This is a genomic window from Pseudomonas sp. FP1154, from assembly GCF_030687245.1.
In the GTDB taxonomy this organism is placed as follows: Bacteria; Pseudomonadota; Gammaproteobacteria; order Pseudomonadales; family Pseudomonadaceae; genus Aquipseudomonas; species Aquipseudomonas rhizophila.
In genome coordinates this window covers 5374385-5400592 of record NZ_CP117465.1, presented here as the reverse complement: position 1 = coordinate 5400592, position 26208 = coordinate 5374385, and the positions used below count along the sequence as shown (strand labels likewise).

Sequence of the window (26208 nt, the reverse complement as noted above, 5' to 3'; positions counted from 1 at the left end):
GTCACCTCGCTCGATACGTGGAGCCGGTGTCGGATCAATCAGTCGATGCTGGTCGGCCGCTGGGAACCCAGCTGCCGTTTACCCCCCAGAATGCTTTCAGAAATGCCGTCTCCTGAAAGCTGTCTCCCGATGAACCCGCGCGCCGGTGTACCGGCTCTCCCCTGTTTTGGATGGCCTGAGGCTAAGGATAGTTCGGAATCGGAGAGGTAAAGGTTGAATGCGTAATTAGTTGTGGCAGACCGTTCGTCCGCCATCACCCAAACCCGCGGTTCACGTGGGCTTGGGCGTCATAAAAATTATTCCGGGTTACCTGGGGCTGTTTCTGCAGGATAAGTCGTGCGCCACAGCTCAAAACCGCCGTCCAGGCTATAGACATCGGAGAAGCCTTGGCTGACCAGGTAAGCGGCTGCGCTCTGGCTGGAATTGCCGTGATAACAGACCACCACCACGGGGGCATCGAGGTCCGCATTGCGGATGAAATCGGAGAGGGAGTGGTTATCCAGATGGGTCGAGCCGCTGATGTGCAGGGCGGCGAAGGTGGCCGGATCTCGAACGTCGACGACAACCGCGCCTGTTTCACGCAGGGCCTGGGCCTGCTCTGGGGGGATGCGTTTAAAAGCGGTCATTTGGGACTCCTGTAGCCTGACGCGCGGCATCGATCAAACGATGGTAGCGGCCGTTACTGATGCAATGGTCGGATGATGAAGGGATTTGGCGTGACCCTGTTCGTCACACTCGCAACGCAGTTGCTCGCCAGAGTCGACGTTCATCAGCGTCATCGCGCTACCCCATACGCATCCGGTGTCGAGGGCGAAAACCCCAGGTTCGTCGGATTGGCCTTCCAGTGCCGCCCAGTGCCCGAAAATGATCTTCAGATTACGGGTCTTGCGCTCTTTGTGTTTGAACCAAGGGGCGTAGCCAGGTGGCGCGGTCTCGATGCCTTCCTTGCCCTTGAGGTCCAGCTTACCGTCGCGGGTGCAGAAGCGCATGCGGGTGAAATAATTGGTGATGACTCGCAGACGGGCGGTGCCGGTGAGATCGTTGTCCCATTTGACCGGTTCATTGCCGTACATGCCATCCAGGTAGGGGCCGAACAGGTTGTCGTCGCGCAGCGCGTGTTCGACTTCGCCGGCGTACTTGAGCGCCTTGCGCAAGGACCACTGGGGTGGGATGCCGGCGTGCACCAGCGCCAGATTGCGTTGCTCGTCGTAGTGCATGAGCTTTTGCAGGCGCAGCCATTCCAGCAGCTCGACGCAATCGGGGGCATCGAGGATCTCGCTCAAGGTATCGGATTTTTTCAGGCGCTCGATGTTCTGCCAGGCGGCCAGCAGGTGCAGGTCGTGATTGCCGAGCACGCAGACCAGTGAATCGCGGATGTTGTAGAGAAAGCGCAAGGTCTCAAGCGATTGTGGGCCGCGATTGACCAGATCGCCCACCAGCCACAGCGTGTCTTTCTGTGGGTCGAAGGCGACCCGTTCCAGCAGGCATTTGAGCGGGTCCAGGCAACCTTGCAGATCGCCGACCGCATACGTCGCCATCAGTGCAGGGCTCCGGGTACCGCCAGGCGAAACGGCTTGATGATCGCGTCGAAACGCGTGCCGTCCTCCGCCAGCATTTGGTACGTGCCCTGCATGGTGCCGACCTTGGTCGTCATCACCGTCCCGCTGCTGTAGCTGTGGCTTTTTCCAGCGTCGATCAGCGGTTGCTGACCGACCACACCCTCGCCCCGCACGTGCTCAACATGACCATCGCCGTCGGTGATGACCCAGTGGCGTGATAGCAGGCGGGCTGGCAATGAGCCGTTGTTGCTCACGGTAATGGTATAGGCGAAGGCGAAACGGTTGTGCTCGGGTTGCGACTGTTCTGCCAGAAAGCGGGTGGCGACGCTGACGTCGACCTGATAACGAAGATCGGACATGCAAAAAGGCCTTAAAAGCGAAGCGGGACGCGGGCGTAGCTGAGAAGATCAGTCTAGGCCATGTATCGGGTAGTAGACCAGACGTCCCACCCGATAGCGATGAGCTTGTCAGATGGCGTCGGCTTTGGGCGTTACCTGTTCGCTGAGTTTGTCGGCCAGGCGCACGAACGCCGCCAGGTCCAATTGCTCGGGACGCAGGCTGCCGTCAACGCCGGCGGCTTCGATTTCGGCGCTGCTGAGCAATAGCTTCAGGGTGTTGCGCAGGGTTTTGCGACGCTGATTGAAAGCTTCGCGTACGACGCGCTCCAGCAGGCGATGATCCTTGGCCGGGTGCGGCAGGACGGCATGGGGTACCAGGCGGACGATGGCCGAGTCGACTTTGGGGGGCGGGTTGAATGCCCCAGGGCCTACGTTGAACAGATGTTCTACCCGGCAATGGTACTGAACCATGATCGACAGGCGACCCCAGTCACCGCCGCCAGGGCCAGCAGCGAGCCGTTCGACCACCTCTTTTTGCAACATGAAGTGCATGTCGCGGATCAGGCCAGCGTTGCTCAGCAGATGAAAGATCAGCGGCGTGGAGATGTTGTACGGCAGATTCCCCACCACCCGCAGGCTATTGGGCGCAGCCTCCAGGCTATTGAAGTCAAACTTCAGCGCGTCGCCCTGGTGCAGGTTGAAATTGCTCATGCCAGCGAACTGCTGGTTGAGGATCGGGATCAGATCCTTGTCCAGTTCCACCACATCCAGTTGCGCACCGCTGCCGAGCAGGCCTTCGGTCAGCGCGCCCTGGCCCGGGCCAATCTCCAGCAGGCGATCGTCGGGTTTGGCATTGATGGAGCGCAGGATGCGATCGATTACGCCAGCGTCATGCAGGAAGTTCTGGCCGAAGCGCTTACGCGCGCGGTGTTGGTATTGCTCGGTCATAAATGGGTCTCGGCCATCTGGTAGGCGGTTTCCAAGGCGACCTGCAGGCTGCCGGTATCGATCCTGCCACTGCCGGCCAGGTCCAGGGCGGTGCCATGGTCCACCGATGTGCGGATGATCGGCAGGCCCAGGGTTACGTTGACTGCCGCGCCGAAGCCTTTGTACTTCAGTACGGGCAGGCCCTGATCGTGGTACATCGCCAGCACCGCGTCGCAGTGCTCCAGATATTTGGGGGTGAACAGAGTGTCGGCAGGCAGCGGGCCACGCAGGTCCATGCCCTCGCTGCGCAAGCGCTCCAAGGTGGGTTCTATGGTGTCGATTTCTTCATGGCCCAGATGTCCGCCTTCACCGGCATGGGGGTTGAGCCCGCACACCAGGATACGGGGCCGGGCGATGCCGAACTTTTCCTGCAGGTCGGCGTGCAATATCCGCGTGACCCGCTCCAGGCGTTGCGGGGTGATGGCATCGGCGACGTCCCGCAAGGGCAGGTGCGTGGTCACCAGTGCCACGCGCAGGCCGCGGGTGGCGAGCATCATTACCACCTGCGTGGTGTGGGTCAGGTCCGCCAGGAACTCGGTATGTCCGGAAAAGGCAATCCCGGATTCGTTGATCACGCCCTTGTGCACCGGAGCGGTGATCATGCCGGCGAAGCTCCCGTCCAGGCAGCCCTGGCCAGCGCGGGTCAGGGTTTGCAGGACGAATGCCGCGTTGGTTTTGTCCAGTTGCCCGGTAACCACCGGGGCGCCCAGTGGCGTATCCCAGACATACAGGCTGTTGGCGGGTGCCGGGACATCCGGCCAGGCTCCCGGTGTCACCAGCAGCAGGTCGACGACCACCCCCAGCTGCGCAGCCCGCTCGAGGAGCAGGTCGCGGCTGGTGATGGCTATCAGGGGATGTGGCTGGGGTTGCGAGGCGAGCAGCAGGCACAGGTCGGGACCGATGCCGGCAGGCTCGCCGGGTGTCAGCGCGAAACGCTTGGGTTTCACTGCGCTGCCTGGTCTGCACCAGGGAGTTTGATTTCGACGTAGGCTTCATCGCGAATCTGACGCAGCCAGGTTTGCAGCTCTTCGTCGTATTTGCGGTTGCGCAGCACGGTCATCGCCTGTTGTTCACGAGCCTGGGTGGTGCTGTCGGTGGCGCGGCGGCCAAGGACTTCCAGTACGTGCCAGCCATAAGGGCTCTTGAACGGCTTGGACAACTGGCCTTGTGGTGTCTCGGCCATCACCTGGCGGAACTCGGGCACCAGTGCGTTCGGGTCAACCCAGTTCAGGTCGCCGCCGTTGAGGGCTGAACCCGGGTCTTCCGAGAAGCTCTTGGCCAGCTCGGCGAAATCTTCACCCGCTTCGATGCGCTCATAAAGCTTTTGCGCCAGACGCTGGGTCTCGGCTTCGCTGCGGATCTCGCTTGGCTTGATCAGGATATGACGAACATGCACTTCGTCACGCACCTGAGCACCGCCACCGCGCTTTTCCAACAGCTTGAGGATAATGAAGCCGCCGGGCGTGCGGGCTGGTTGAGTGATGTCACCCACGGCCATGCTGCTCAGTTCGCGATCGAACGGAGGGGGCAATTGGGCGGCTTTGCGCCAGCCCATATCACCACCTTCCAGGGCGTTGTCACTGCCAGACCTGGCAATGGCCATCTGACCGAAGTCGGCGCCTTGCTTGAGCTGCTGGTAGATGTCCATCGCCTGGCGGTAAGCATTCTGGATGGCTTCGGAGTTGGCGCTTTCCGGAGTAGGAACCAGGATGTTCGCCAGGTGCAGTTCCTCGGAAAGCTGCATCTTGCCCAGATCGGAGGCGAGGAAGTTTTTCACTTCCTGCTCGGACACCTGGATGCGTTCGGCTACACGACGCTGGCGCACACGGCTGATGATCATCTCGCGGCGGATCTGATCGCGAGCGTCCTCGTAAGAGAGGCCGTCGCGAGCCAGGGCGGCGCGGAACTGGTCGACGCTCATGTTGTTGCGCTGGGCAATGGTGCCGACGGCCTGGTTCAATTCTTCATCAGTGATGCGGATGCCCGAGCGTTCGCCAATCTGCAATTGCAGGTTTTCGACGATCAGGCGTTCGAGCACCTGTTGATCCAGTACGCCCGGAGGCGGCAAGCCACCACCGCGCTTGGCGATGGTCTGCTGCACTTCATGGACGCGCTGGTCCAGCTGGCTTTGCATGACCACGTCGTTGTCGACGATAGCCACCACTTTGTCGATGGGCTGTACCGCGGCGTTGGCCGCAGTACCCAGGAACAGCGCGCCCAGCATCAGCGGGCGCAGACAATCAGAAAGCTTGGTCTTCACGTTCACGATAACCTTGGATGCCTTTGTCGAGGAAGCTCTCTACCTTGGCGCCGGTGAGGCCGCCGAGTCCCTTCAGGACAATTTGGAGGAAGATGCCGTGGTCGCCCTTCTCGTTTTCCGGGGCGGCTTGACTGAACTCTTCATAGTCGACCCAGTAACGGTTGATCAGGCGCAGTTTCCAGCAGCAGTTGTCGTATTCGAAACCACCGAAGGCTTCCAGGGTACGGTTGCGGTTGTAGTCATACTGCCAGCGGCTGATGAGATTCCACTGCGGCACGACCGGCCAGATGACCGAGAAGTCGTGCTGCTGGATCTTGTAGTAGTCCTTCACGTAGCCCGGAGTGCCCGGAGTGCCATAGTCGCCACCACCCACGGACCATTGGCCAGTAGTCTGGTCGTAGCGCACCTGGTCGTTGCGGTAGCGGTAACCGGCGTTGATGACCTTGTTCGGGTTGTCTTCAGGCTGGTAGTGGAACATCGCGCTGCCAGAGCGGGGGCTGCGGGTGTCCGGGTCCCAGTTGTACGTAGCCGTGGTTCGCCAATCGCGGTTCCAGCGGAATTCGTACTCCAGTGCATAAGGAGATACGTCTGACTTGGCATCTTCACGCGTGTTGAAATCGATGCCTGGCAGTTGAACTTCGCGGTCCTTGAAGTAAAAGGCCTGGCCGACGCTGACGCGCTGGCGCTCGAAACCGTTTTCCTGGATCCAGCGGCTGGTCACGCCCAGGGAGAGTTTGTTCTCGTCGCCGACACGGTCGGAGCCGGAGAAACGGTTGTCCCGGAACAGCGAGGAGTAGCTGAAGGTGGATTCGCCAGTGTCGAAAACCGGGATGTCGCTCTGATCTTTCTCCGGAACATAGAGGTAGAACAGGCGCGGCTCCAGGGTTTGACGGTAGTTACTGCCAAACCACTGGGTGTCCCGGTCGAAGTACAGACCGCTGTCGATGCTGGCGATTGGGACGCCGCGGCTCTGGCTGCCACTATAAGTACCCCGCAGGCGATCAGCCTCGGCAGACTGTGCGGCAATTTGCGACTTGCCCGTGCCATCCAGGTCGAGATCGTATTGGGTGTACTGGTATTTAAGCGACGGCTTGATGAAGCCATAGCTTGCTTCCATTGGTAGGCTCACAACCGGCGCCAGGTTCAGGCGATTGCCGTTAGCCCGTGCCAGGCCGCGAACGTTGGTGTCCAGCCATCGCTCGGCGTTGCCGTCCTCATCGGTGTAATTGCCGGTCCGTAAATCTCGATCAAACCGCACCAGCTCCGTCTTGTAGGCGAAATCCAGACCATACGGGTGCTGCGGCAGGTCGCCAATGAAGGTGATCTGCGGCAGGCGGTTATACGGCGTGATCTTCGAAATCGTCGCCATCTGGTAAGCCTGGGCATTCAGCCGCGCAACGTAGTTGTCACCCCGATAGCTGACGGCGCCCTGCTGGTTCACGTAGTCATTTGACTCGACACCAATCTGGTCGGACTGCAGATCCTGGAAGTAATAAGGATCGCTGATCTTGGTGTAGTCGACTTCCGTCAGCACACGCGAATCGAGCCCGCCCTTGTGCTGCCAGTTGTACATGTAGCGGGTCTTGTCGTAGTCGGACTGGCCGCTGCGTTCATCGTCTTCATCGTTGAGGTACGCCGCACCGAACTGACCTTCGCTGGACTTGGTCAGGTAGCGGAATTCGCCTTCCATCAACAGGCCGCGCTTGCTCATGTAACGTGGGTACAACGTGGCATCGTAGTTGGGTGCCAGGTTGAAGTAATACGGGGTGACCAGCAAAAAGCCGGTATCGCTGCCAGTGCCGATGGTCGGCGGCAGGAAGCCGGACTGGCGACGGTCATCGATCGGGAAATAGATGTACGGCGTATACAGGACCGGGAAGTCCTTGACCCGCAGCGTCACGTTGGTGGCGGTGCCGAAGCCGGTAGCCGGGTTCAGGGTGATGTTGTTGCCCTTGAGTGTCCAGGCGTTGCTGCCCGGCTCGCACGTGGTGTACGTACCGTCCTTGAGGCGGATGATCGCGTTTTCAGCACGCTTGGCGTACAGCGCGTTACCGCGGATGCGCGACTTGTGCATCACGTATTCGGCGTTGTCGACCTTGGCTTCGCCAGTGTCCAACTGCACATCGGCGTGGTCGCCGACGATGAGCGCACCGTTATCGCGAACGCGCACGTTGCCGCTCAGCTCGCCGCGGTTTTCAGCCTGGTACAGGTTGGCCTCGTCGGCCTCGACCTGCATGCTGCCTTGACGCATGACCACGTCGCCGGCCAGCGTTGCCACCTGCTCTTCCTGCTGGTAGCGCGATGCTTTGGCGCCAAGGAAGGTCGGAGCGTCGCTTTTGTCCGTCTTGTCATTCATGCCAGGACGAACGGGCTCGATATAGGCGCCGGCGCAATAAGGACCGGTTTCGGCCAATTGGGCAGGGGTGAGGTTCTCCCGTGGAACCCAGTCCAGGTGACTGTAGTCCGCACTGCGAGACTTCAGGCCGCGGCCTTTGGCTTCGGTGACGAGCACGGGCTTGTCGCCGGCTTCTTCGCCCGAGCTGCTGTCGGCCGGGGCCTCGCCGCTGGCGGAAATCGCACTGCCGTCATGCACCGGACGTGGCGGCAATGCAGCAGCCGGCGTCTTGGGCGAACAGTCCCAGGCACCCGAAGCGGAGACGGAGCAGTCATACTGCTCTGCCGCGACGACGAATGAAGAGGCCAAGGGTTGCAGGGCCAGCAGACTGCCGGTGACCAGCAACGGAAATTTTTTACGAAACGCGGGGGATTTCAATGCCATCTTATTAGTCCGGGCTTCCTGCGTGCCATCTGCCCGCGGTGTGGGCCGCACGCCTCTCGATGGTCTGAAAAAGATGCTGGATAATAAAGCATGACCCGCTTGACGGCTAGCGCCGTCGGAGACCCTTGCAATGCCTGACCAAGATGTACGCCTGCAACACCTGAAAGTTTGGCTCGATGAGCAGCTGCCGATCCTTTTTGTTCAGCAGGGCTGGGGCGCCGTACCCCCGGCCACGTTGACTGCGGCCAGCAGCGACGCGAGTTTTCGCCGTTATTTCCGCTGGGAAGGCGAGGGCCGCAGTTTGATCGTGATGGATGCGCCACCGCCCCAGGAAAACTGCAAACCCTTCGTGGACATTGCTTTTTTGCTGGCTAAATCCGGCATCAACGTGCCAAAAATTTATGCCGAAGACCTTGAGCGCGGTTTTCTTTTGCTCAATGACCTGGGCAATCAGACGTATCTGGACGTGATCAACGGCGACAATGCCGACCCATTATTCCGTGACGCCCTGCAGGCCCTGCTGGCTTTCCAGCAACTGCCGATGGTCGCGCCACTGCCCAGCTACGACGTCGCTTTGCTGCGTCGGGAACTGGAGCTGTTTCCTGAGTGGTACGTCAAGCATGAGCTGGGTATCGAATTCGATGCTGCCCAACAAGCGCTCTGGCAACAGGCCAGCGACCTGCTGATCAACAGCGCGCTGGCTCAGCCCAAAGTGCTGGTTCATCGCGACTACATGCCGCGCAACCTGATGCTCAGCGAACCGAACCCCGGCGTACTGGACTTTCAGGATGCGGTCTACGGCCCGGTGACCTATGACGTCACGTGTCTGTTCAAGGATGCCTTTCTCAGTTGGCCCGAGGAGCGCGTGCGTGGCTGGCTCGAGGATTACTGGCAGCAGGCCGGTGCGCTTGGCATCCCGGTCCAGCCGGACTTCGAGGATTTCCTGCGGGCCAGCGACCTGATGGGCGTGCAGCGCCATCTCAAGGTCATCGGGATTTTCGCGCGTATTTGCCACCGCGACGGCAAGCCGCGCTACCTGGGCGATGTGCCGCGCTTCTTTGCCTATATAGAAGCGGTCATTGCCCGTCGCCCTGAACTGGCGGAACTGGATCGGTTGCTCTCCAGCCTGCGTCAGTCGGCCGGAGCGACGGCATGAAAGCGATGATCCTGGCGGCGGGTAAAGGGGAGCGCATGCGGCCCTTGACCCTTACCACGCCTAAACCGCTGGTTCGTGCCGGCGGCGTTCCCTTGATCGAATACCATCTGCGTGCCTTGGTTCGGGCCGGGTTCAAGGACATCGTGATCAATCACGCCTGGCTCGGTCAGCAAATCGAAGATTATCTAGGGGACGGTTCACGTTTTGGCGTGAGCATTCATTTCTCGCCCGAAGGTGAGCCGCTGGAAACCGGCGGTGGCATTTTCCGCGCCCTGCCGTTGTTGGGCGACGAGGCGTTCCTGGTGGTCAACGGCGACATCTGGACCGATTACGATTTCAGCGCCTTGCGCCGACCTCTGGACGGCTTGGCGCACCTGGTACTGGTGGATAATCCCGAACACCATCCGGGCGGCGATTTCCTCCTGGCCGACGGACAGATTCATGATGGCGGGGCGGCTGCCGACAAACTGACCTACAGCGGCATTGCCGTCTTGCATCCGCGGTTGTTCGAGGGTTGCCTGGACGGCGCGTTCAAACTCGCACCGCTGCTACGCAAGGCCATGGCCGAGGGCCAGGTCAGCGGCGAGCACCTGAAGGGACACTGGGTGGATGTGGGGACTCATGAACGTTTGGCGCAGGTTGAAACCTTGATAGAAGCGAGCCGTTGATATGTGGTGGCCAGGGACTCTGATTGGAGCCGGGGCGGGCTTTGCCATAGCCAGCATTCCGGGGGCCATGCTGGGAGCGTTATTAGGACAGGCGCTGGATCGGCGACTTAATCTGCAAGGCTGGGCGCAGCTGCGCGAGCGTTTGGGTGGCCGTCCGGCATTACGCAACGATGAGTTGCTGTTTGTATTGCTGGGCCGGCTGGCCAAGAGCGATGGACGAGTGGTGGATGGGCACATCCAGCAGGCGCGTCAGGAGATGCGCGCGCTGGACCTGAGCGAGCCAGCGCAACGCCGGGCCGTCGCCGCATTCAACCGGGGCAAAACCGGAAACGACCATTTGCGCGGTTATTTGCGTCGCCTTGCGACCCAGCCCCATGCGGCTGAGGGTGTGCTGCGCGCCTGCTGGCGGATGGTCTGGGCCGACGGTCGCGCGGGCATAGCCGAGCGTGAGTTGCTTGCTCAGTGGGGCAAATGGCTGGGGTGGACGCCGCAACAGGTCCAGGCACTGGCGGCGGATTACGAACCACACAAACAGTCGTTGCCCAACAGCGGCGCGACCTATCAGGAGGCGTTACGCTTGCTGGGAGTTTCGGCCACCAGCGAGCCGTCGCAGATCAAGCGGGCTTATCGCCGTCTGCTCAGTCGTCACCACCCGGACAAGATTGCCGGCAGTGGGGCGACGCCGTTGCAAGTGCGTGACGCCACCGACAAGACCCGGGAGTTGCACAACGCCTATCGGTTGATCCGCGAGCGCCGGGACTTTCGCTAGAAGGGAATCGCCACGGTGGCTGGCTTGGGGCTTGTCTAAGCCTCACTCCCCCGGCTTCTGCGGGTTCAACCAACCCCGTACCCGACGAAACAGCTGTTCTTGCTGCGCCGATGAGTTGGGCACCGCTTTGAGTGACACCTGACTGAAGCTCGACCCTTTAAGACGCTTACTGGCCTGTAAACGCTCCAGCGCTGCATTGCGATCCTGCGGTTTGTCCATGTAGAACATATCGGCGGTGGCCAGTTTCAAGGTGGGGGTCAGTTCGGCCAGGGCGGGCTTGACTGCGAGCGGGGTCTGGGCGGCGACCATCACGAAACGCTCGATCTGCGAGGGCTGTTTTTCATTCAGGTAACGTGCCGCCCAATAGGCGCCGGTGCCGTGGCCCAGCAGAACAATACTGCGGGCGCCCTGCTGTTCGGCGTAGGCCAGTGCGGCATCGATGCGGGCAAAGATACGTTCGGCATCGGCCAGGAGGTGTTCCTCGCTGGTTTGGGCAACGACCGGATCTACAGCGTCAGCCTCGCCGCCCGCCACTTGTTCAATCGGTGCTGCGGTCGTGGCGTCCGGTGCCGCGCCAGCCACGTCGGCCGGTTTGGTCTCGGGCGGTGTTTCCACCACGCGCGGTGCGATGACGTCGCTTTGCAGGTCCGGCAGGGTGATACTCAGGCTGCTCCACTCGATATCCGGTAACTTTTTGCGCATCGGGCCGATCACTTGAGGCCAGTCAGCGGTTTCGCCGGCGCCGGGGACTATGATGACCGCACCCTTGGGTTCGCTGGTGTTGGCTGGTTTCCAGAGAGCCAGGAAGGTGTCGCTGCCGGTTTGTAGCTGTTGTTGCTCCTGGACCGGGATCTCCCGTTCAAGTGCTGTCGCTTCTTCCTCGCTGCGCTCGAGCAAAGGCGGACGCTCGACCGGTTTTTCCTCGGTGGCTTGATCCGCCGCCGCGGGGGCCGGTTCTTCAGCCTGTACAGAAAAGGCACTCGGCAGGATCAGCGACAGGCACAATGCTGGCAATGCCAGGCGATAAACAAAGGGCATCGGATATTCCATGACCAGAAGTATTTCCGGCAGCCTAATGGGTTGGTCAGTATTTGTCAGTGCATGAGACTTCGATGATGCGTTTTTGCTGCCTGTGGGTTATCGGCTGTTTATGGCTTCCCTTGATGGCGTGGGCCGCGCCCGCACCGTCGTTGACTGGGGTGCAACTGGACGCGGGCCAGCGACAATGGCTGCTCCAGCATCCGCAACTGCGCGTCGGCCTCGTGTTGCAGGCGCCCTATGCGCAATATGACCGGCGCTTGCAGCGTCTGTCCGGCACCAATGTCGAGCTGATGCAGTGGTTGGGCAAGGCGTTGAATGTCGAACTGACCTGGCGCAATTTCCAGGACGTGGCGCAGTTGGAAGCCGCGTTGCGCTCCGGTGAGGTGGATATTGCCCCAGGGCTGACCCAGACCCCGGCCGGGCTGCGACTCTGGCGGTTTTCCGACCCCTACATGCGCGTGCCGCAATTGATCGTGGGCCAGAAGAAGGGCGCCGAAGGGGTCGAGCTGGAAAAGCTCGATGCTCAAGTGCGGGTGGCGGTGCGCATGCCCAGTACCACGGCCGATTATTTGCGTAGCAACTACCCGACGTTGAATCTTCAAGGCGTACCGTTGGAGCGTCAGGCGTTGCAACTGTTGTTGAGCCAGCAGGCCGGTTACGCGGTGGTCGATGAGGCGCAGTTGGGGCGACTGATGGTCGAACCTGAATTCGCCGGGCTGGTGGTCGTAGGCGATATCGGCCTGCCGCAACTGTTGCGCGTCGCCACTCGCCGGGATTGGCCTGAGTTGGCCGACATCATCGAGAGCGGTTTGCAGGCGATCCCGGCCAAGGAACTTGAGCAACTGCACAGTCGCTGGCTCAAGCCCAAATATCCACGTCTGACCGACACCCCGGGTTTCTGGCAAAACCTGACCCTGTTGCTGCTGGCCCTGCTCTTGAGCTGCGTGGCAATCGTGTTCTGGCAGCGCCGCGAGCAAAGGGCGCTGGAGCGGCGCCTGCGCAATGCGCGAAATGACATCGCCCAGCGGGCCGCCAGCGAGGAAGCCCTGCGCCTGACACAATTTTCCATCGACCAAAGCACTGTCGGCATTCTCTGGGTCAATTGGGATAGCCATGTACGGTATGCCAACCGCGCCGCCGAAATCATGCTGGGCTATGCGCCGGGCGCGATCATTGAACGCCCCTTGATCGACTTCGAACCGGGCCTGCACATGGATCGCTGGCTGAACCTGTGGAAACGCGCCCGGGCCAGCGAGGAGGGGCCACAGAGTTTCGAAACCGAATGCGTGCGGGCTGATGGAAGCATCCTTCCGGCCGATGTTTCCTTGAGCTTCCTGCGCTTTCGCGATGCCGAATACCTGGTGGTCTACATAAACGACGTCACCGAGCGCCGTCGCGCGCTGGCGGCGCTGCGCGAAAGCGAGGCGCGCTTGCAGGGGATCGCTGCCAACGTCCCGGGCCTGGTCTTTCGCCTGGAGCGGGCGCCGGTAACCGGGCAGATCGACTTTGCCTACATCAGTGAGGGTAGCGAAAGCCTCGTGGGGTATTCGCCCGCGACCCTGGCCCGTAGCGACACCGGCCTGCGCAGCCTCGTACACCCCCAGGACAAGGCCAGTTATCACCGCACTCAGGATCAGGCGCTGGACAGCGACAGCGACTGGTCGTGGCAGGGGCGCATCCTGACCCGCGAGGGCCGGGAGCGCTGGGCCGAGATCAAGGCCATTACCCGTCGCCTCGAAGACGGCGCTTACGTGTGGGACGGTATCGTCTGGGACATCACCGAAAGCAAGCGCATCGAACTGGAGCTGGCCAGCTCCAGGGAGCAGCTGCGCGAATTGTCGGCGCATCTGGAGAGCGTGCGGGAAGAGGAAAAGGCGCGCATAGCTCGGGAGGTCCACGACGAGTTGGGGCAAATGTTGACCGTCTTGAAGCTGGAAACATCCATGTGCGAACTGGCCTATGCGCAGCTCGACCCGGGCCTGCAAGAGCGGCTCAACAGCATGAAGCGCCTGATTGCCCAGTTGTTCCAGTTGGTGCGGGACGTGGCGACGGCATTGCGACCTCCGATCCTTGATGCGGGCATCGCCTCGGCCATCGAATGGCAGGCGCGGCGTTTCGAGGCGCGCACGCAGATCCCATGCCTGGTGCAGGTGCCGGACAATCTTCCGCCCTTGAGCGACGCCAAGGCCATCGGTCTGTTTCGAATTCTCCAGGAAGCGCTGACCAATGTGATGCGCCATGCTCAGGCGCATACTGTAGAACTGACGCTGGTGCAGGAAGACGACCAGCTTTGTCTGACGGTGAGCGACGACGGTGTAGGATTCGTTCCCGCCACGGGGCGGCCGACCTCCTTTGGTCTGGTCGGCATGCGGGAACGGGTGTTGATCATGGGCGGGCAGTTATCGTTGGAAAGTGAGCCTGGGGAGGGGACGACCCTGGCGGTGCGGGTACCGGTGAATGAGGCCTGATGATTTTTGGTTGGCTTGGCTGACACTATCGCGAGCAGGCTCGCTCCCACATTGATTGAGATGCACACACAAAACCCTGTGGCAGCGAGCCTGCTCGCGATGAGATTCTGAATCTGGAGAAAAACGTGATCCGTGTACTGGTAGCCGAAGACCACACCATCGTGCGCGAAGGCATCAAGCAGTTGATCGGCCTGGCGAAGGACCTAGTGGTCGTGGGGGAGGCGAGCAATGGCGAACAATTGCTGGAGACCCTGCGGCATGTGCCCTGCGAAGTGGTGCTGTTGGATATCTCCATGCCTGGCGTCAATGGTCTGGAGGCGATCCCGCGGATCCGTGCGTTGAACAATCCGCCGGCCATCCTGGTGTTGTCGATGCACGACGAGGCGCAAATGGCGGCGCGCGCGCTGAAGGTCGGTGCCGCCGGCTACGCGACCAAGGACAGCGACCCGGCCTTGCTGCTCATGGCGATTCGCAAGGTCGCGGCCGGCGGACGTTACATCGACCCGGAACTGGCCGACCGCATGGTTTTCGAAGTGGGCCTGACCGACAGCCGACCGCTGCACTCGCTGCTGTCCGAGCGCGAATTCTCGGTCTTCGAGCGCCTGGCCCAAGGGGCCAACGTCAACGACATCGCCCAGCAATTGGCCCTGAGCAGCAAAACCATCAGCACTCACAAAGCGCGGCTGATGCAGAAACTCAACATCACTTCCTTGGCGGAACTGGTGAAGTATGCGATGGAGCATAGGTTGCTCTAGCATCCCCACGATTCCCTTGTGGGAGCGAGCCTGCTCGCGATGGCGGTGTGTCAGTCAACCACGATGCTGGCTGATCCGCCGCCATCGCGAGCAAGCCCGCTCCCACAGGGCCAGTGTGTCGGCATATCCATTTGCGACACGCCCCAACACCGCTTTTGTCCCTGCTTGCAGCTTGCAGCTCATAACTCACGACTGTCCTTATCCAATCCCGCCATCCTTGTAGGGAAATCCCTACACCGACTCTTCCATCCGGCTGAGGCGATTCTCTCCTGCGCCCCGATTTGCGCAGGCCCCAGGCTCCACTAGGCTTGATTCACAAGCAGTCATCAATACAAAAGGTGCGGGTATGAGCCAGGTCGATTCAAGCGCGGGGGCCAGTGATGTGCTGGTCAGCTTTCGTGGTGTGCAAAAGAGCTACGACGGCGAGAACCTGATCGTCAAGGACCTCAACCTGGACATTCGCAAAGGCGAATTCCTGACTCTGCTCGGGCCGTCCGGTTCCGGCAAAACCACCAGCCTGATGATGCTCGCCGGGTTTGAAACACCCACTGCCGGTGAGATTCAGCTGGCCGGACGCTCCATCAACAACGTGCCGCCCCACAAGCGTGACATCGGCATGGTGTTCCAGAACTACGCTTTGTTCCCGCACATGACCGTTGCCGAGAACCTGGCCTTCCCGCTGACCGTGCGCGGCTTGAACAAAAGCGACGTGAGTGATCGGGTCAAGCGCGTCTTGAGCATGGTCCAACTGGACACGTTTGCCCAACGCTACCCGGCGCAGTTGTCCGGCGGCCAGCAACAGCGCGTGGCCCTGGCCCGGGCGCTGGTGTTCGAACCGCAACTGGTGCTGATGGACGAACCCCTTGGCGCCCTGGACAAACAACTGCGTGAACACATGCAGATGGAGATCAAGCATCTGCATCAGCGCCTCGGTGTGACAGTGGTCTATGTGACTCACGACCAGGGCGAAGCCTTGACCATGTCCGACCGGGTAGCGGTGTTCCATCAAGGCGAAATCCAGCAGATTGCCCCGCCACGCACCCTCTACGAAGAGCCAAGGAACACCTTCGTCGCCAACTTCATCGGCGAGAACAACCGTCTCAACGGCCGCCTGCACAGCCAGACCGGCGATCGTTGCCTGGTGGAGCTGGGGCGTGGTGAAAAGGTCGAGGCCCTGGCGGTGAACGTCGGCAAACCCGGCGAGCCGGTGACCCTGTCGATCCGCCCGGAGCGGGTGAGCCTCAACGGCGCAAGCGAACAATGTGTCAACCGCTTCTCAGGGAGGGTGGCGGAATTCATCTATCTGGGCGACCACGTCCGGGTTCGCCTGGAGGTCTGTGGCAAGAATGACTTCTTCGTGAAACAACCGATTGCCGAACTCGATCCCGGGCTCGCTGTTGGGGACGTGGTTCCGCTTGGCTGGCAAGTCGAGCATGTGCGTGCGCTCGATCCCCTTCTAGAGGCGAATTGATCGCCCCCTGCTGTACCAACACCAACCCTGCACGTGGAGAGAACAATAAATGTTGAGATCCCTGAAGTTCACAGCCCTGACCCTGGGCATGATGGGTGCGGCAAGCACGATGGCGGCGGGCCCGGACCTGACTGTGGTGTCTTTCGGTGGGGCGAACAAGGCGGCTCAGGCCAAAGCCTTCTACGCGCCGTGGGAAGCAGCCGGCAACGGCAAGATCATCGCTGGCGAATACAACGGTGAAATGGCCAAGGTCAAGGCCATGGTCGACACCAAGAGCGTTTCGTGGGACTTGGTGGAAGTCGAGTCCCCGGAGCTGTCCCGTGGTTGTGACGAAGACATGTTCGAGCAACTGGACCCGGCTCTGTTCGGTAAGGCCGAAGACTACGTCAAGGGCGCCATCCAGCCTTGCGGCGTGGGCTTCTTCGTGTGGTCCACCGTGCTGGCCTACAACGCCGACAAACTGAAAACCGCACCGACCAGTTGGGCGGATTTCTGGGACACCAAGCAATTCCCAGGCAAGCGTGGCCTGCGTAAAGGCGCCAAGTACACCCTGGAATTTGCCTTGATGGCCGACGGCGTCGCGCCGAAAGACGTGTACAAAGTGCTGGCCGGCAAAGATGGCCAGGATCGTGCCTTCAAGAAGCTCGACGAACTCAAGCCGAACATCCAGTGGTGGGAGGCCGGCGCCCAGCCGCCGCAGTACCTGGCTTCCGGTGACGTGGTCATGAGCTCGGCCTACAACGGTCGGATCGCTGCGGTGCAGAAGGAAAGCAACCTGAAAGTGGTGTGGAACGGCGGCATCTACGACTTCGACGCGTGGGCAATTCCACGCGGTCTGGACAAGACCCGCGCCGAAGCTGCGAAGAAATTCATCGCTTTCTCGGTGGCACCGCAGCAGCAAAAGATCTACTCGGAAAACATCGCCTACGGCCCGGCCAACACCCAGGCTGTACCGCTGTTGTCCAAGGATGTCTTGAAAGACATGCCGACCACCCCGGAAAACATCGCCAACCAGGTGCAGATCGACGTCAGCTTCTGGGCTGACAACGGTGAGCAACTGGAGCAGCGCTTCAACTCCTGGGCGGCGAAGTAACCGCTGACAGAGATCGTTCCCACGCTCCGCGTGGGAATGCCGCCCAGGACGCTTCGCGTCCTTTGTGACGCAGAGCGTCATTGGATGCATTCCCACGCGGAGCGTGGGAACGATCGGCTCAGAGGCCAACGTTTCAAAAGAACAGAAGCGGCACGCCGCTTCTGTAACGATCAAAAAGATTTGCGGAGTTCGCCATGGCCATCGCCGTTCCACTGAACGCGGGCACCAGCCCCACCCTGAAGCAACGGCTCAAGCGCGCCGAGCGGGTCAACCGCTGGAAGGCCCAGGCCTTGATCGCGCCGCTGGTGTTGTTTCTGTTGCTGGTGTTCCTGGTGCCAATCGTGGCGCTGCTGTTCAAAAGCGTCAGCAACCCGGAAGTGGTCAACGGCATGCCGCGCACCGTCGCCGCGGTCGCTGCCTGGGACGGACGTGGGTTGCCAGGCGAGCCGGTATACAAAGCCGCCAGCGAAGACCTGGCCGAAGCGCGCAAGAATCAGACCTTGGGCGATTTGTCCAAGCGCCTGAACATGGAGCTGGCCGGCTATCGCAGCCTGCTGACCAAGACCGCCCGTGCGCTGCCGTTCGCCACCGAGCCGGTTTCCTATAAAGAAGCGATGGAGAGTCTCGACGAACGCTGGGGGGATCCGGCGTATTGGCAGGTGATCCGCCGCAACACCAGTGATGTCACCCCGTATTACCTGCTGGCGGCCGTCGATCATCGCATCGATGATCTTGGCGAACTGGCCCCGGCCACCCCCGACCAGGCGATCTACCTGGATATTTTTGCCCGTACGTTCTGGATGGGCCTGGTGATTACCGCGATCTGCCTGGTGCTGGCCTATCCGTTGGCCTACCTGCTGGCGAACCTGCCGTCGCGCCAAAGCAACCTGCTGATGATTTTGGTGCTGTTGCCGTTCTGGACGTCGATCCTGGTGCGGGTGGCGGCGTGGATCGTGCTGCTGCAATCGGGCGGGCTGATCAACAGTGGCCTGATGGCCATGGGCATTATCGATAAGCCTCTGGAGTTGGTGTTCAACCGCGCCGGTGTCTACATCTCCATGGTCCATATCCTGCTGCCGTTCATGATCCTGCCGATTTACAGCGTGATGAAAGGCATCTCTCCGACTTACATGCGTGCGGCGATTTCCCTGGGCTGCCATCCGTTCGCCAGCTTCTGGCGCGTGTATTTCCCGCAGACCTATGCCGGTGTCGGCGCCGGTTGCCTGTTGGTGTTCATCCTCGCCATCGGCTACTACATCACTCCGGCGCTGCTGGGCAGCCCGAGCGATCAGATGGTCAGCTATTTTGTCGCGTTCTACACCAACACCAGCATCAACTGGGGTATGGCCACGGCGCTCGGCGGGTTGTTGTTGCTGGCAACCGTCGTGCTTTATCTGATTTACAACTGGCTGGTGGGCGCCAGCCGCCTGCGCCTGAGCTGAGGGGAGATTGAAATGCTGAGTCCTTACATGTCCCCCGTCGAGCGGGTGTGGTTCTACAGCTTGCGCATATTCTGCGGGCTGATCCTGTTGTTCCTGATCCTGCCGGTGCTGGTGATCATTCCATTGTCGTTCAACTCCGGCAGCTTCCTGGTGTACCCGTTGCAAGGCTTTTCGTTGCAGTGGTACCACGATTTCTTCGCTTCGGCGGAGTGGATGCGGGCGCTGAGGAACAGCGTCATCGTCGCCCCGGCGGCGACGGTACTGGCGATGGTCTTCGGTACCCTGGCGGCGATTGGCCTGACCCGTGGTGATTTCCCAGGCAAGGCGCTGGTGATGGCCCTGGTGATCTCGCCGATGGTGGTGCCGGTGGTGATCATCGGGGTGGCCAGTTACCTGTTCTTCGCGCCGCTGGGAATGGGCAACAGTTTCTTCTCGCTGATCGTGGTCCATGCCGTGCTGGGCGTGCCGTTCGTCATCATCACGGTGTCAGCGACTCTGCAGGGCTTTAACTACAACCTGGTTCGGGCCGCCGCCAGCCTTGGGGCTTCGCCGTTGACGGCGTTTCGTCGAGTGACCTTGCCGTTGATCGCCCCGGGCGTGATCTCCGGCGCACTGTTCGCCTTCGCGACCTCGTTCGATGAAGTGGTGGTGACGCTGTTCCTGGCCGGTCCCGAGCAGGCAACTCTGCCAAGGCAGATGTTCAGCGGTATCCGCGAAAACCTAAGCCCCACCATCGCCGCCGCCGCGACGCTGCTGATCGCCTTTTCGGTGATCCTGTTGCTGACTCTGGAGTGGTTGCGTGGGCGTAGCGAGAAACTGCGTACTGCGCAGGTCTGACGGTCAGTGTTGTACCCTGTGGGAGCGAGCCTGCTCGCGATAGCGGAGTGTCAGTCGATAAAAATGTCGAATGTTCTACCGCCATCGCGAGCAGGCTTGCTCCCACAGGGGATTTGCGGTGTATTCATGGGCTGAATGGAAGACAACCTTAAATACCGAGCTATCCTTGTGCCAGCCCATACGCGAATAAGAGGCCGCGCACATGAGTCTTTCCTCATTCAAGATCGCCCACAAACTGATCACCGGTGCGGCTGCCATCGAGCAACTGGCGGCCGAGCTGACGCGGCTGGATGTCGATAACCCGCTGATCGTCACCGACGCTGCGCTGGTCAAGTCCGGCACCGTGGAGCTGGCGCTGCAGCATCTGGGCGGGCGCGACTACGAAATTTTCGACCGGGTCATGCCGGACCCGGAAATCGCCATCGTTGAAGACTGCATGCAGGCCTACCGTGACGGCGGCCATGATGGCTTGATCGGCCTGGGCGGCGGCAGTGCCATCGACATTGCCAAATGCGTGGGGGTCTACGCCGGTTACCACGGCGAGCTGCAGGATATGTTCGGGGTCGATCAGGTCCCGCGCAAAGGCGCGCCCATGATCGCCATCCCCACCACGGCCGGGACCGGCTCTGAAGTCACCAACGTGGCCATCCTCTCCGACAAGGCCGCGCAACTCAAGAAAGGTATCGTCAGCGATTATCTGCTGCCGGACGTGGCGCTGGTCAGCCCGCAGATGACCCTCACCTGTCCCCGGAGCGTGACCGCCGCCAGTGGCGTCGATGCACTGGTGCATGCCATCGAGTCCTACCTGTCGCTCAATGCCTCGCCGATCACCGATGCCTTGGCTATCGGCGCAATAAAACTGATCACCCGCGCCTTGCCCAAGGCCTACGCCAACCCCGCTCATTTGCAAGCTCGCGAAGACATGGCCACTGCAAGCCTGATGGCCGGCATGGCGTTCGGCAATGCCGGGGTCGGGGCGGTACATGCGCTGGCGTATCCGCTGGGGGGGCGCTTTCACGTGTCCCATGGTGTGGCAAACGCCTTGTTGCTGCCGTATGTCATGGCGTGGAACAAGATGGCTTGCGTCGAGCGCATGCGCGACATTGCCGAAGCCATGGGCATAAAGACCGCGCACCTGAGTGACCTTGAAGCCGCTGACGAAGCCGTGGAGGCCATGGTTGCGCTGTGTGCTGCCGTGGAAATCCCCCAGGGCCTGAGCAGCCTTGGGGTGACGGACGAAGTGATACCGTCCATGGCGGTGGAAGCAGCCGGGATCGAGCGATTGATGCGCAATAACCCACGCAAACTGAGCGCCAGCGATATCGAGAAGATCTACCGCGCGGCGTATTGATCGTCTGCCACGGTGGGCGCGCCAAATCTTGAGGTATACAATGCGCGCCATCGTGATTTCGCTCAAAACAGGTGCGTCATGCAGCCCTTCGCTATTGCTCCGTCGATTCTCTCCGCCGACTTCGCCCGCCTGGGCGAGGAAGTGGACAACGTTCTGGCCGCCGGCGCCGACATCGTGCACTTCGATGTCATGGACAACCATTACGTACCCAACCTGACCATCGGCCCGATGGTCTGCGCAGCGCTGCGCAAGTACGGCGTCACGGCGCCGATCGACGCGCACCTGATGGTCAGCCCGGTGGATCGCATCGTCGGCGACTTCATCGAGGCCGGTGCCACCTACATCACCTTCCACCCCGAAGCCACCCAGCACATCGACCGCTCCCTGCAGTTGATTCGCGAAGGCGGATGCAAGGCCGGCCTGGTGTTCAACCCGGCCACGCCCCTGGACGTGCTCAAGTACGTGATGGACAAGGTCGACATGATCCTGCTGATGAGCGTCAACCCCGGCTTCGGCGGGCAGAAGTTCATTCCTGGTACCCTCGACAAGCTGCGCGAAGCCCGCGCGCTGATCAAGGCATCGGGCCGTGATATCCGCCTGGAGATCGACGGTGGCGTGAACGTCAATAACATCCGCGAAATCGCAGAGGCCGGTGCCGACACCTTTGTCGCAGGCTCGGCCATTTTCAATGCGCCGGACTACAAAGAGGTCATTGAAAAGATGCGTGCCGAACTGGCCCTGGCCCGTCTATGAGCGGCTTTGAGCAGCTGTTCCCCGGCAGCCTGCCGCGTCTGGTGATGTTCGACCTCGACGGCACGCTGGTCGACTCGGTGCCGGACCTGGCGGCGGCCGTGGACAACATGCTGCTCAAGCTCGGTCGTCCGGCCGCCGGAATTGACGCCGTGCGCCACTGGGTCGGCAACGGCGCGCCCATGCTGGTGCGGCGGGCCTTGGCCAACCATATCGATGCCCAGGGCGTCGATGACGCCGAGGCCGAGCGGGCGCTGGAGTTGTTCAACGAAGCCTATGAAGGCAATCACGAACTGACGGTCGTCTACCCCGGTGTGCGTTCCACCCTCAAGTGGCTGCACAAGCAAGGCGTGGAAATGGCCCTGATCACCAACAAGCCGGAGCGCTTTGTCGCGCCGCTGCTGGATCAGATGAAAATCGGTCGTTATTTTCGCTGGATCATCGGTGGCGATACCCTGCCACAGAAAAAACCTGACCCGGCCGCGCTGTTTTTCGTGATGAAAATGGCCAACATCCCGGCCTCTCAATCGCTGTTCGTCGGCGACTCGCGCAGCGATGTGTTGGCGGCGAAAGCCGCCGGGGTCAAATGTGTGGCACTGAGCTACGGCTACAACCATGGCCGGCCGATCGCCGAAGAGTTTCCCGCGCTGGTGATCGACGATTTGCGCCTGTTAATTCCCGGTTGCCTGGACCCGGCCGCTGAGATAACGTTGCCCGACGCTGTTCAATCCTCTTCTGGAAACGCCATCGTGGTGGTCACTCGCAAACTCTGGATGAAAGTCATGAAGGCCCTGGCCCGCTGGCGTTGGCGCGCCTGACCTGATCCTGGCCGGTTATCCGGCGCGTTTGCATACCTGACTGTCAGCTCCTCCTGCCACGAGGCACACCATGATCCGCGAAGAATTCCTGCGTCTAGCCGCTGCCGGCTATAACCGTATCCCGCTTGCCTGCGAAACCCTGGCCGACTTCGACACGCCGCTGTCGATCTACCTCAAGCTGGCCGATGAGCCCAACTCATACCTGCTCGAATCGGTGCAGGGCGGTGAGAAATGGGGCCGTTATTCCATCATCGGCCTGCCGTGCCGCACGGTGCTGCGGGTCCATGACCATCGTGTCAGCGTGACCCATGACGGCGTCGAGATCGAAAGCCTGGAGGTCGAAGATCCGCTGGCCTTCGTCGAAACCTTCAAGGCTCGCTACAACGTGCCTACCATCCCCGGCCTGCCGCGGTTCAACGGTGGCCTGGTGGGTTATTTCGGCTACGACTGCGTACGCTATGTGGAAAAGCGTCTGGGCACCTGCCCGAACCCGGACCCGCTGGGCGTGCCGGACATTTTGCTGATGGTCTCTGACGCAGTGGTCGTCTTCGATAACCTCGCCGGCAAGATGCACGCCATTGTCCTGGCCGATCCGTCCCGGGAAGACGCCTACGAGCAAGGTCAGAAAAGTCTTCAGGCGCTGCTGGAAAAACTCCGGCAGCCGATCACGCCGCGTCCTGGCCTGGATTTCAGCAAACAGTCGGCGGCCGACCCGGTGTTCCGTTCCAGTTTCACTCAGAACGATTACGAAAGGGCCGTCGATACCATCAAGGAATACATCCTGGCCGGCGACTGCATGCAAGTGGTGCCGTCGCAACGGATGTCCATCGACTTCAAGGCCGCGCCCATCGACCTGTACCGGGCACTGCGCTGTTTCAATCCGACGCCTTACATGTACTTCTTCAATTTCGGTGACTTCCATGTTGTGGGCAGTTCACCCGAAGTGCTGGTGCGGGTCGAAGACAACCTGATCACTGTGCGGCCTATCGCTGGCACCCGCCCTCGTGGGGCCACGGAGGAAGCCGATCGGGCGCTGGAAGAGGACCTGCTGTCGGATGACAAGGAAATCGCCGAGCACCTGATGCTGATCGACCTGGGCCGCAATGACACCGGGCGCGTCTCGGAAGTCGGTTCGGTGAAGCTCACCGAAAAGATGGTCATCGAGCGTTATTCCAACGTGATGCACATCGTCTCCAACGTCACGGGCCAGTTGAAGGCCGGGCTGACGGCGATGGACGCCCTGCGGGCCATCCTGCCGGCAGGAACGTTGTCTGGCGCCCCGAAAATCCGCGCCATGGAAATCATCGACGAACTGGAGCCGGTCAAGCGTGGGGTGTACGGCGGGGCCGTGGGCTATTTTGCCTGGAACGGCAACATGGACACTGCCATTGCCATCCGCACCGCCGTCATCAAGGACGGTGAGCTGCACGTGCAGGCCGGCGGCGGGATCGTGGCCGACTCGGTGCCGGTGCTGGAGTGGGAAGAAACCCTGAACAAGCGCCGGGCAATGTTCCGTGCCGTGGCGCTGGCCGAGCAGACCCCAGGCGACTGAAGGGAAGCTGATCAACTGTGGGAGCGAGCCTGCTCGCGAGGCGATGCATGTGTCGAACATGCCGGCCTCATCGCGAGCAGGCTCGCTCCCACACAGGGTTATCTCGATCAGAAATCCAGGCTGACCCCGACATTCACGCCCTGCTGGGTAAAGTCATCGTCCTTGCGCAGCGTATAACCGCCCCGCAGGGCCAGATCGTTGGTCAACTTGTGGCTGACCCCCAGGCTCAGGCGATTCAAATGACTCTGCGGCGTATAGCCTTCAAGCGTGAAATCATTGGCCGGCAGACTGTTGAGGGCGATGTTCACTTTTTGGGTGTCGTCTTCGTACTCGCGTTCGTGGGCATATTCGCCATACACCTGGGTCTGACGGGTGAAGTTGTATTTGCCTTGCAAGCCAATGCCCAAGCGTTTCGAGTCGCGGGTCTGGTCATCGAAAGTCAGGGCGGTGGAGCGGCTGCTCTTTTCTGAATACCCGTCGACTTCCACCTTCGCATAATCGGCGCTGATAAACGGTGACAGGTGCCACTGACTGCCCGGCTGGGCGATGTCGTAGCCCAGGCGCGTGCTGAAGGCCCACAGGTGACCGTCGGTGTCACCTTTCTCTTGCGCCTGGTTGACGCCCAGGTCGAACTTGCGCTCCAAGTTGTCGTAGTCGAGCTTGCCGCCGGTCAACGCGGCATCGGCCCACCAGCGGTTCTGCTGGAACTGGGCGAAAGCGGTGGCCAGGTAGCTGTTGAGTTTGTAGTCCGAATCGGCGCTGCCTGCCTCCATGTCCTGGCGGTAGAAACCGGCGGCTACACCCACGCGCCAAGCCTCGTTGAGACGATAGCTGCCACCGACGTTCAGGCTGTAGCCGCTGCCGTCGGCGCTGGCGCCACTGCTTTGGCTGTCGATGTCCAGGTGCTGGCCGCCGCCTGCGACGATCGCCCGCCATTGGCCGACGGCTTGCCAGTTCTCCCAGTCCGATTGCCACTGGCTGCGTAATTCATCCTGGTGGGCGCGCAGGGTCGAGTGGGCCATTTCCGGCAGCAATGTCAGCTCCCATGGCGCCGCGAGCAGGGAAAAGGCGTAATCGGCGATCAGTTGCTGTCCGGTCTCGGTGGGGTGGACCGAGTCGTTATAGATCAGCTTGGTGGGGTCTGGCGTCGCGCTGTTGATGCCATAGGTGGGGTTTTCCGTGCAGCCGTTGCCGCTGAAGCAGGTGGCGGTGAGGTTCTCGCCGGTGGCGAGGCCGAATCGTGCTGGATCGGCGAAACTTTCCTGCAGCAGTAGCGGAACGTTCAGTGGAATGATTTCGGCATCAATGCCTTGCAGCCGCGTGACCAGTTGCTGGTTGAACTGGTTGCTGAGCTGCGAAACGGCGTCTTGCAAAGGCGTGCCATTGAGCGCAGGGGTCAGGCCCAGGTCGGGCAGCAGCCAGACCATCACATAACGGGCTCCGGCGGTTTGCAGCACCTGGACACTGTCGGCCAGGCGGTCCGCGGCGGCGTTCGCCTGGGCGGGGGTCAGTACCAGACCCTGGAGGAAGTCGTTACCGCCCCCGGAAAGGTAGTACAGCGCGTTCGGGTCGGCACGCAGGCCGTTGGACAGCAGGTATCCGTCACGGCTGCGTTCGCCAGTGTCGGAAACGCCGGTAATCGACTCGAGGATCTGGTCGGTACGATACCCGCCCACGGCCCAGTTGTTGCCATCGGCCTGGCCTTCGCTGGCACGAACCGCCGAGGTGGATGCCGCGGTTTCATCATCGGAAAAGCCCAACCGTCCGCCCAGCAGTTGGGTGGAATTGAGGGAATAGGATTCGCCGCTTCCGTCGAGATAGAGCGGGCCGGTGCGGTTGGTAAAGCGTTGCGTGGCCCCGGACGGACCGTCCGGGTCGGCAAACTGGCCGGCATCGTTGAGGCTGTCGCCAAACACGATGAAGCTGGAGTAGGGATTGGGCGCGGCGCTCGCCTGGGCGCAGGCCATTGCCAGCAGACAGCCGGCCATTGGTACGAACAACGTTTTTCTTAGCATGAGAAAGTCCGTTTTTATCTTATTGTTGTTAGAAAACGAAACGACAGTACCAAAAACTTCCGGCGTTTTGCCATCCATCAGGCTCGTCGCGATTGTTTC

General features: G+C 61.2%; 22 protein-coding genes. 13 read left to right on the top strand and 9 right to left on the bottom strand.

The features are described from left to right. Positions 1-296: 296 nt before the first annotated feature. The 7 genes from glpE to PSH91_RS24200 all read right to left on the bottom strand — a co-directional run bounded on the left by glpE (position 297) and on the right by PSH91_RS24200 (position 7923). Positions 297-626, bottom strand: coding sequence for a thiosulfate sulfurtransferase GlpE (gene glpE, locus PSH91_RS24230; RefSeq protein ID WP_047228074.1), 330 nt, complete (start codon positions 624-626; stop codon positions 297-299). 33 nt (positions 627-659) lie between these two features. Next, entirely contained in the window at positions 660-1538 is an 879-nt protein-coding gene (locus tag PSH91_RS24225; protein ID WP_107322998.1) for a symmetrical bis(5'-nucleosyl)-tetraphosphatase, read from the bottom strand. After that, a complete protein-coding gene (apaG, locus tag PSH91_RS24220) occupies positions 1538-1918 on the bottom strand; it encodes a Co2+/Mg2+ efflux protein ApaG (protein WP_047228072.1) in 381 nt (126 codons plus the stop codon). Before apaG ends, PSH91_RS24225 begins: the two co-directional genes overlap by 1 nt. Positions 1919-2026: 108 nt before the next feature. Then, positions 2027-2845, bottom strand: a complete 819-nt coding sequence (rsmA, locus tag PSH91_RS24215; RefSeq protein WP_047228071.1) for a 16S rRNA (adenine(1518)-N(6)/adenine(1519)-N(6))-dimethyltransferase RsmA — start codon at positions 2843-2845, stop codon at positions 2027-2029. Next, positions 2842-3831, bottom strand: coding sequence for a 4-hydroxythreonine-4-phosphate dehydrogenase PdxA (pdxA, locus tag PSH91_RS24210; protein WP_160893922.1), 990 nt, complete (start codon positions 3829-3831; stop codon positions 2842-2844). Before pdxA ends, rsmA begins: the two co-directional genes overlap by 4 nt. Next, positions 3828-5144: a peptidylprolyl isomerase SurA gene (gene surA / locus PSH91_RS24205; RefSeq protein ID WP_155417177.1), complete on the bottom strand. Its 1317-nt coding sequence runs from the start codon at positions 5142-5144 to the stop codon at positions 3828-3830. The genes pdxA and surA overlap by 4 nt, the downstream gene beginning before the upstream one ends. Beyond that, positions 5125-7923: an LPS-assembly protein LptD gene (locus PSH91_RS24200; RefSeq protein ID WP_305466878.1), complete on the bottom strand. Its 2799-nt coding sequence runs from the start codon at positions 7921-7923 to the stop codon at positions 5125-5127. The genes surA and PSH91_RS24200 overlap by 20 nt, the downstream gene beginning before the upstream one ends. Before the next feature lie 130 nt (positions 7924-8053). Between PSH91_RS24200 and PSH91_RS24195 the strand changes: the two genes are divergently transcribed. From PSH91_RS24195 to PSH91_RS24185, 3 genes are read left to right on the top strand one after another with little or no spacing between them, the layout of a single operon-like run. After that, entirely contained in the window at positions 8054-9079 is a 1026-nt protein-coding gene (locus tag PSH91_RS24195) for an aminoglycoside phosphotransferase family protein (RefSeq protein ID WP_305466877.1), read from the top strand. Next, positions 9076-9747 carry an N-acetylmuramate alpha-1-phosphate uridylyltransferase MurU gene (murU, locus tag PSH91_RS24190; protein ID WP_047228067.1) on the top strand — a complete coding sequence of 224 codons (672 nt, stop codon included), beginning with the start codon at positions 9076-9078 and terminating at the stop codon, positions 9745-9747. Before PSH91_RS24195 ends, murU begins: the two co-directional genes overlap by 4 nt. 1 nt (position 9748) lies before the next feature. Beyond that, positions 9749-10516 (top strand): TerB family tellurite resistance protein, encoded by a 768-nt coding sequence (locus PSH91_RS24185; protein WP_047228066.1) that lies wholly within the window; start codon positions 9749-9751, stop codon positions 10514-10516. 42 nt (positions 10517-10558) lie between these two features. On the opposite strand, the gene PSH91_RS24180 is transcribed toward PSH91_RS24185, so the two are convergent. After that, entirely contained in the window at positions 10559-11554 is a 996-nt protein-coding gene (locus PSH91_RS24180) for an alpha/beta hydrolase family protein (RefSeq protein ID WP_305466876.1), read from the bottom strand. Positions 11555-11628: 74 nt separating this feature from the next. On the opposite strand from PSH91_RS24180, the gene PSH91_RS24175 reads away from it, so the two are divergent. The 10 genes from PSH91_RS24175 to trpE all read left to right on the top strand — a co-directional run bounded on the left by PSH91_RS24175 (position 11629) and on the right by trpE (position 24094). Continuing rightward, entirely contained in the window at positions 11629-14025 is a 2397-nt protein-coding gene (locus PSH91_RS24175) for a transporter substrate-binding domain-containing protein (RefSeq protein WP_173406488.1), read from the top strand. Between the two features lie 125 nt (positions 14026-14150). After that, positions 14151-14780 carry a response regulator transcription factor gene (locus tag PSH91_RS24170; RefSeq protein WP_047228063.1) on the top strand — a complete coding sequence of 210 codons (630 nt, stop codon included), beginning with the start codon at positions 14151-14153 and terminating at the stop codon, positions 14778-14780. A gap of 346 nt (positions 14781-15126) precedes the next feature. Further along, entirely contained in the window at positions 15127-16251 is a 1125-nt protein-coding gene (locus tag PSH91_RS24165; protein WP_047228062.1) for an ABC transporter ATP-binding protein, read from the top strand. Between the two features lie 49 nt (positions 16252-16300). Next, positions 16301-17344, top strand: a complete 1044-nt coding sequence (locus tag PSH91_RS24160; protein ID WP_305466875.1) for an ABC transporter substrate-binding protein — start codon at positions 16301-16303, stop codon at positions 17342-17344. Between the two features lie 194 nt (positions 17345-17538). Continuing rightward, positions 17539-18786, top strand: a complete 1248-nt coding sequence (locus PSH91_RS24155; protein WP_047228060.1) for an ABC transporter permease — start codon at positions 17539-17541, stop codon at positions 18784-18786. Between the two features lie 12 nt (positions 18787-18798). Next, the gene (locus PSH91_RS24150) at positions 18799-19623 is read left to right on the top strand and encodes an ABC transporter permease (RefSeq protein ID WP_047228059.1); all 825 of its coding nucleotides are present in this window, start codon (positions 18799-18801) and stop codon (positions 19621-19623) included. Positions 19624-19825: 202 nt separating this feature from the next. Then, positions 19826-20974: an iron-containing alcohol dehydrogenase gene (locus PSH91_RS24145; protein WP_047228058.1), complete on the top strand. Its 1149-nt coding sequence runs from the start codon at positions 19826-19828 to the stop codon at positions 20972-20974. Positions 20975-21052: 78 nt separating this feature from the next. Beyond that, complete coding sequence (gene rpe, locus PSH91_RS24140) at positions 21053-21727, top strand: ribulose-phosphate 3-epimerase (protein ID WP_047228057.1); 675 nt, start codon at positions 21053-21055, stop codon at positions 21725-21727. Beyond that, complete coding sequence (locus PSH91_RS24135; RefSeq protein WP_047228056.1) at positions 21724-22542, top strand: phosphoglycolate phosphatase; 819 nt, start codon at positions 21724-21726, stop codon at positions 22540-22542. Before rpe ends, PSH91_RS24135 begins: the two co-directional genes overlap by 4 nt. 70 nt (positions 22543-22612) lie before the next feature. Beyond that, the gene (gene trpE, locus PSH91_RS24130; RefSeq protein ID WP_305466874.1) at positions 22613-24094 is read left to right on the top strand and encodes an anthranilate synthase component I; all 1482 of its coding nucleotides are present in this window, start codon (positions 22613-22615) and stop codon (positions 24092-24094) included. 107 nt (positions 24095-24201) lie between these two features. Here the strand turns inward: trpE and estP are convergent, their stop codons facing one another. Next, the gene (estP, locus tag PSH91_RS24125) at positions 24202-26109 is read right to left on the bottom strand and encodes an esterase EstP (protein ID WP_047228054.1); all 1908 of its coding nucleotides are present in this window, start codon (positions 26107-26109) and stop codon (positions 24202-24204) included. Between the last annotated feature and the right edge of the window lie 99 nt (positions 26110-26208).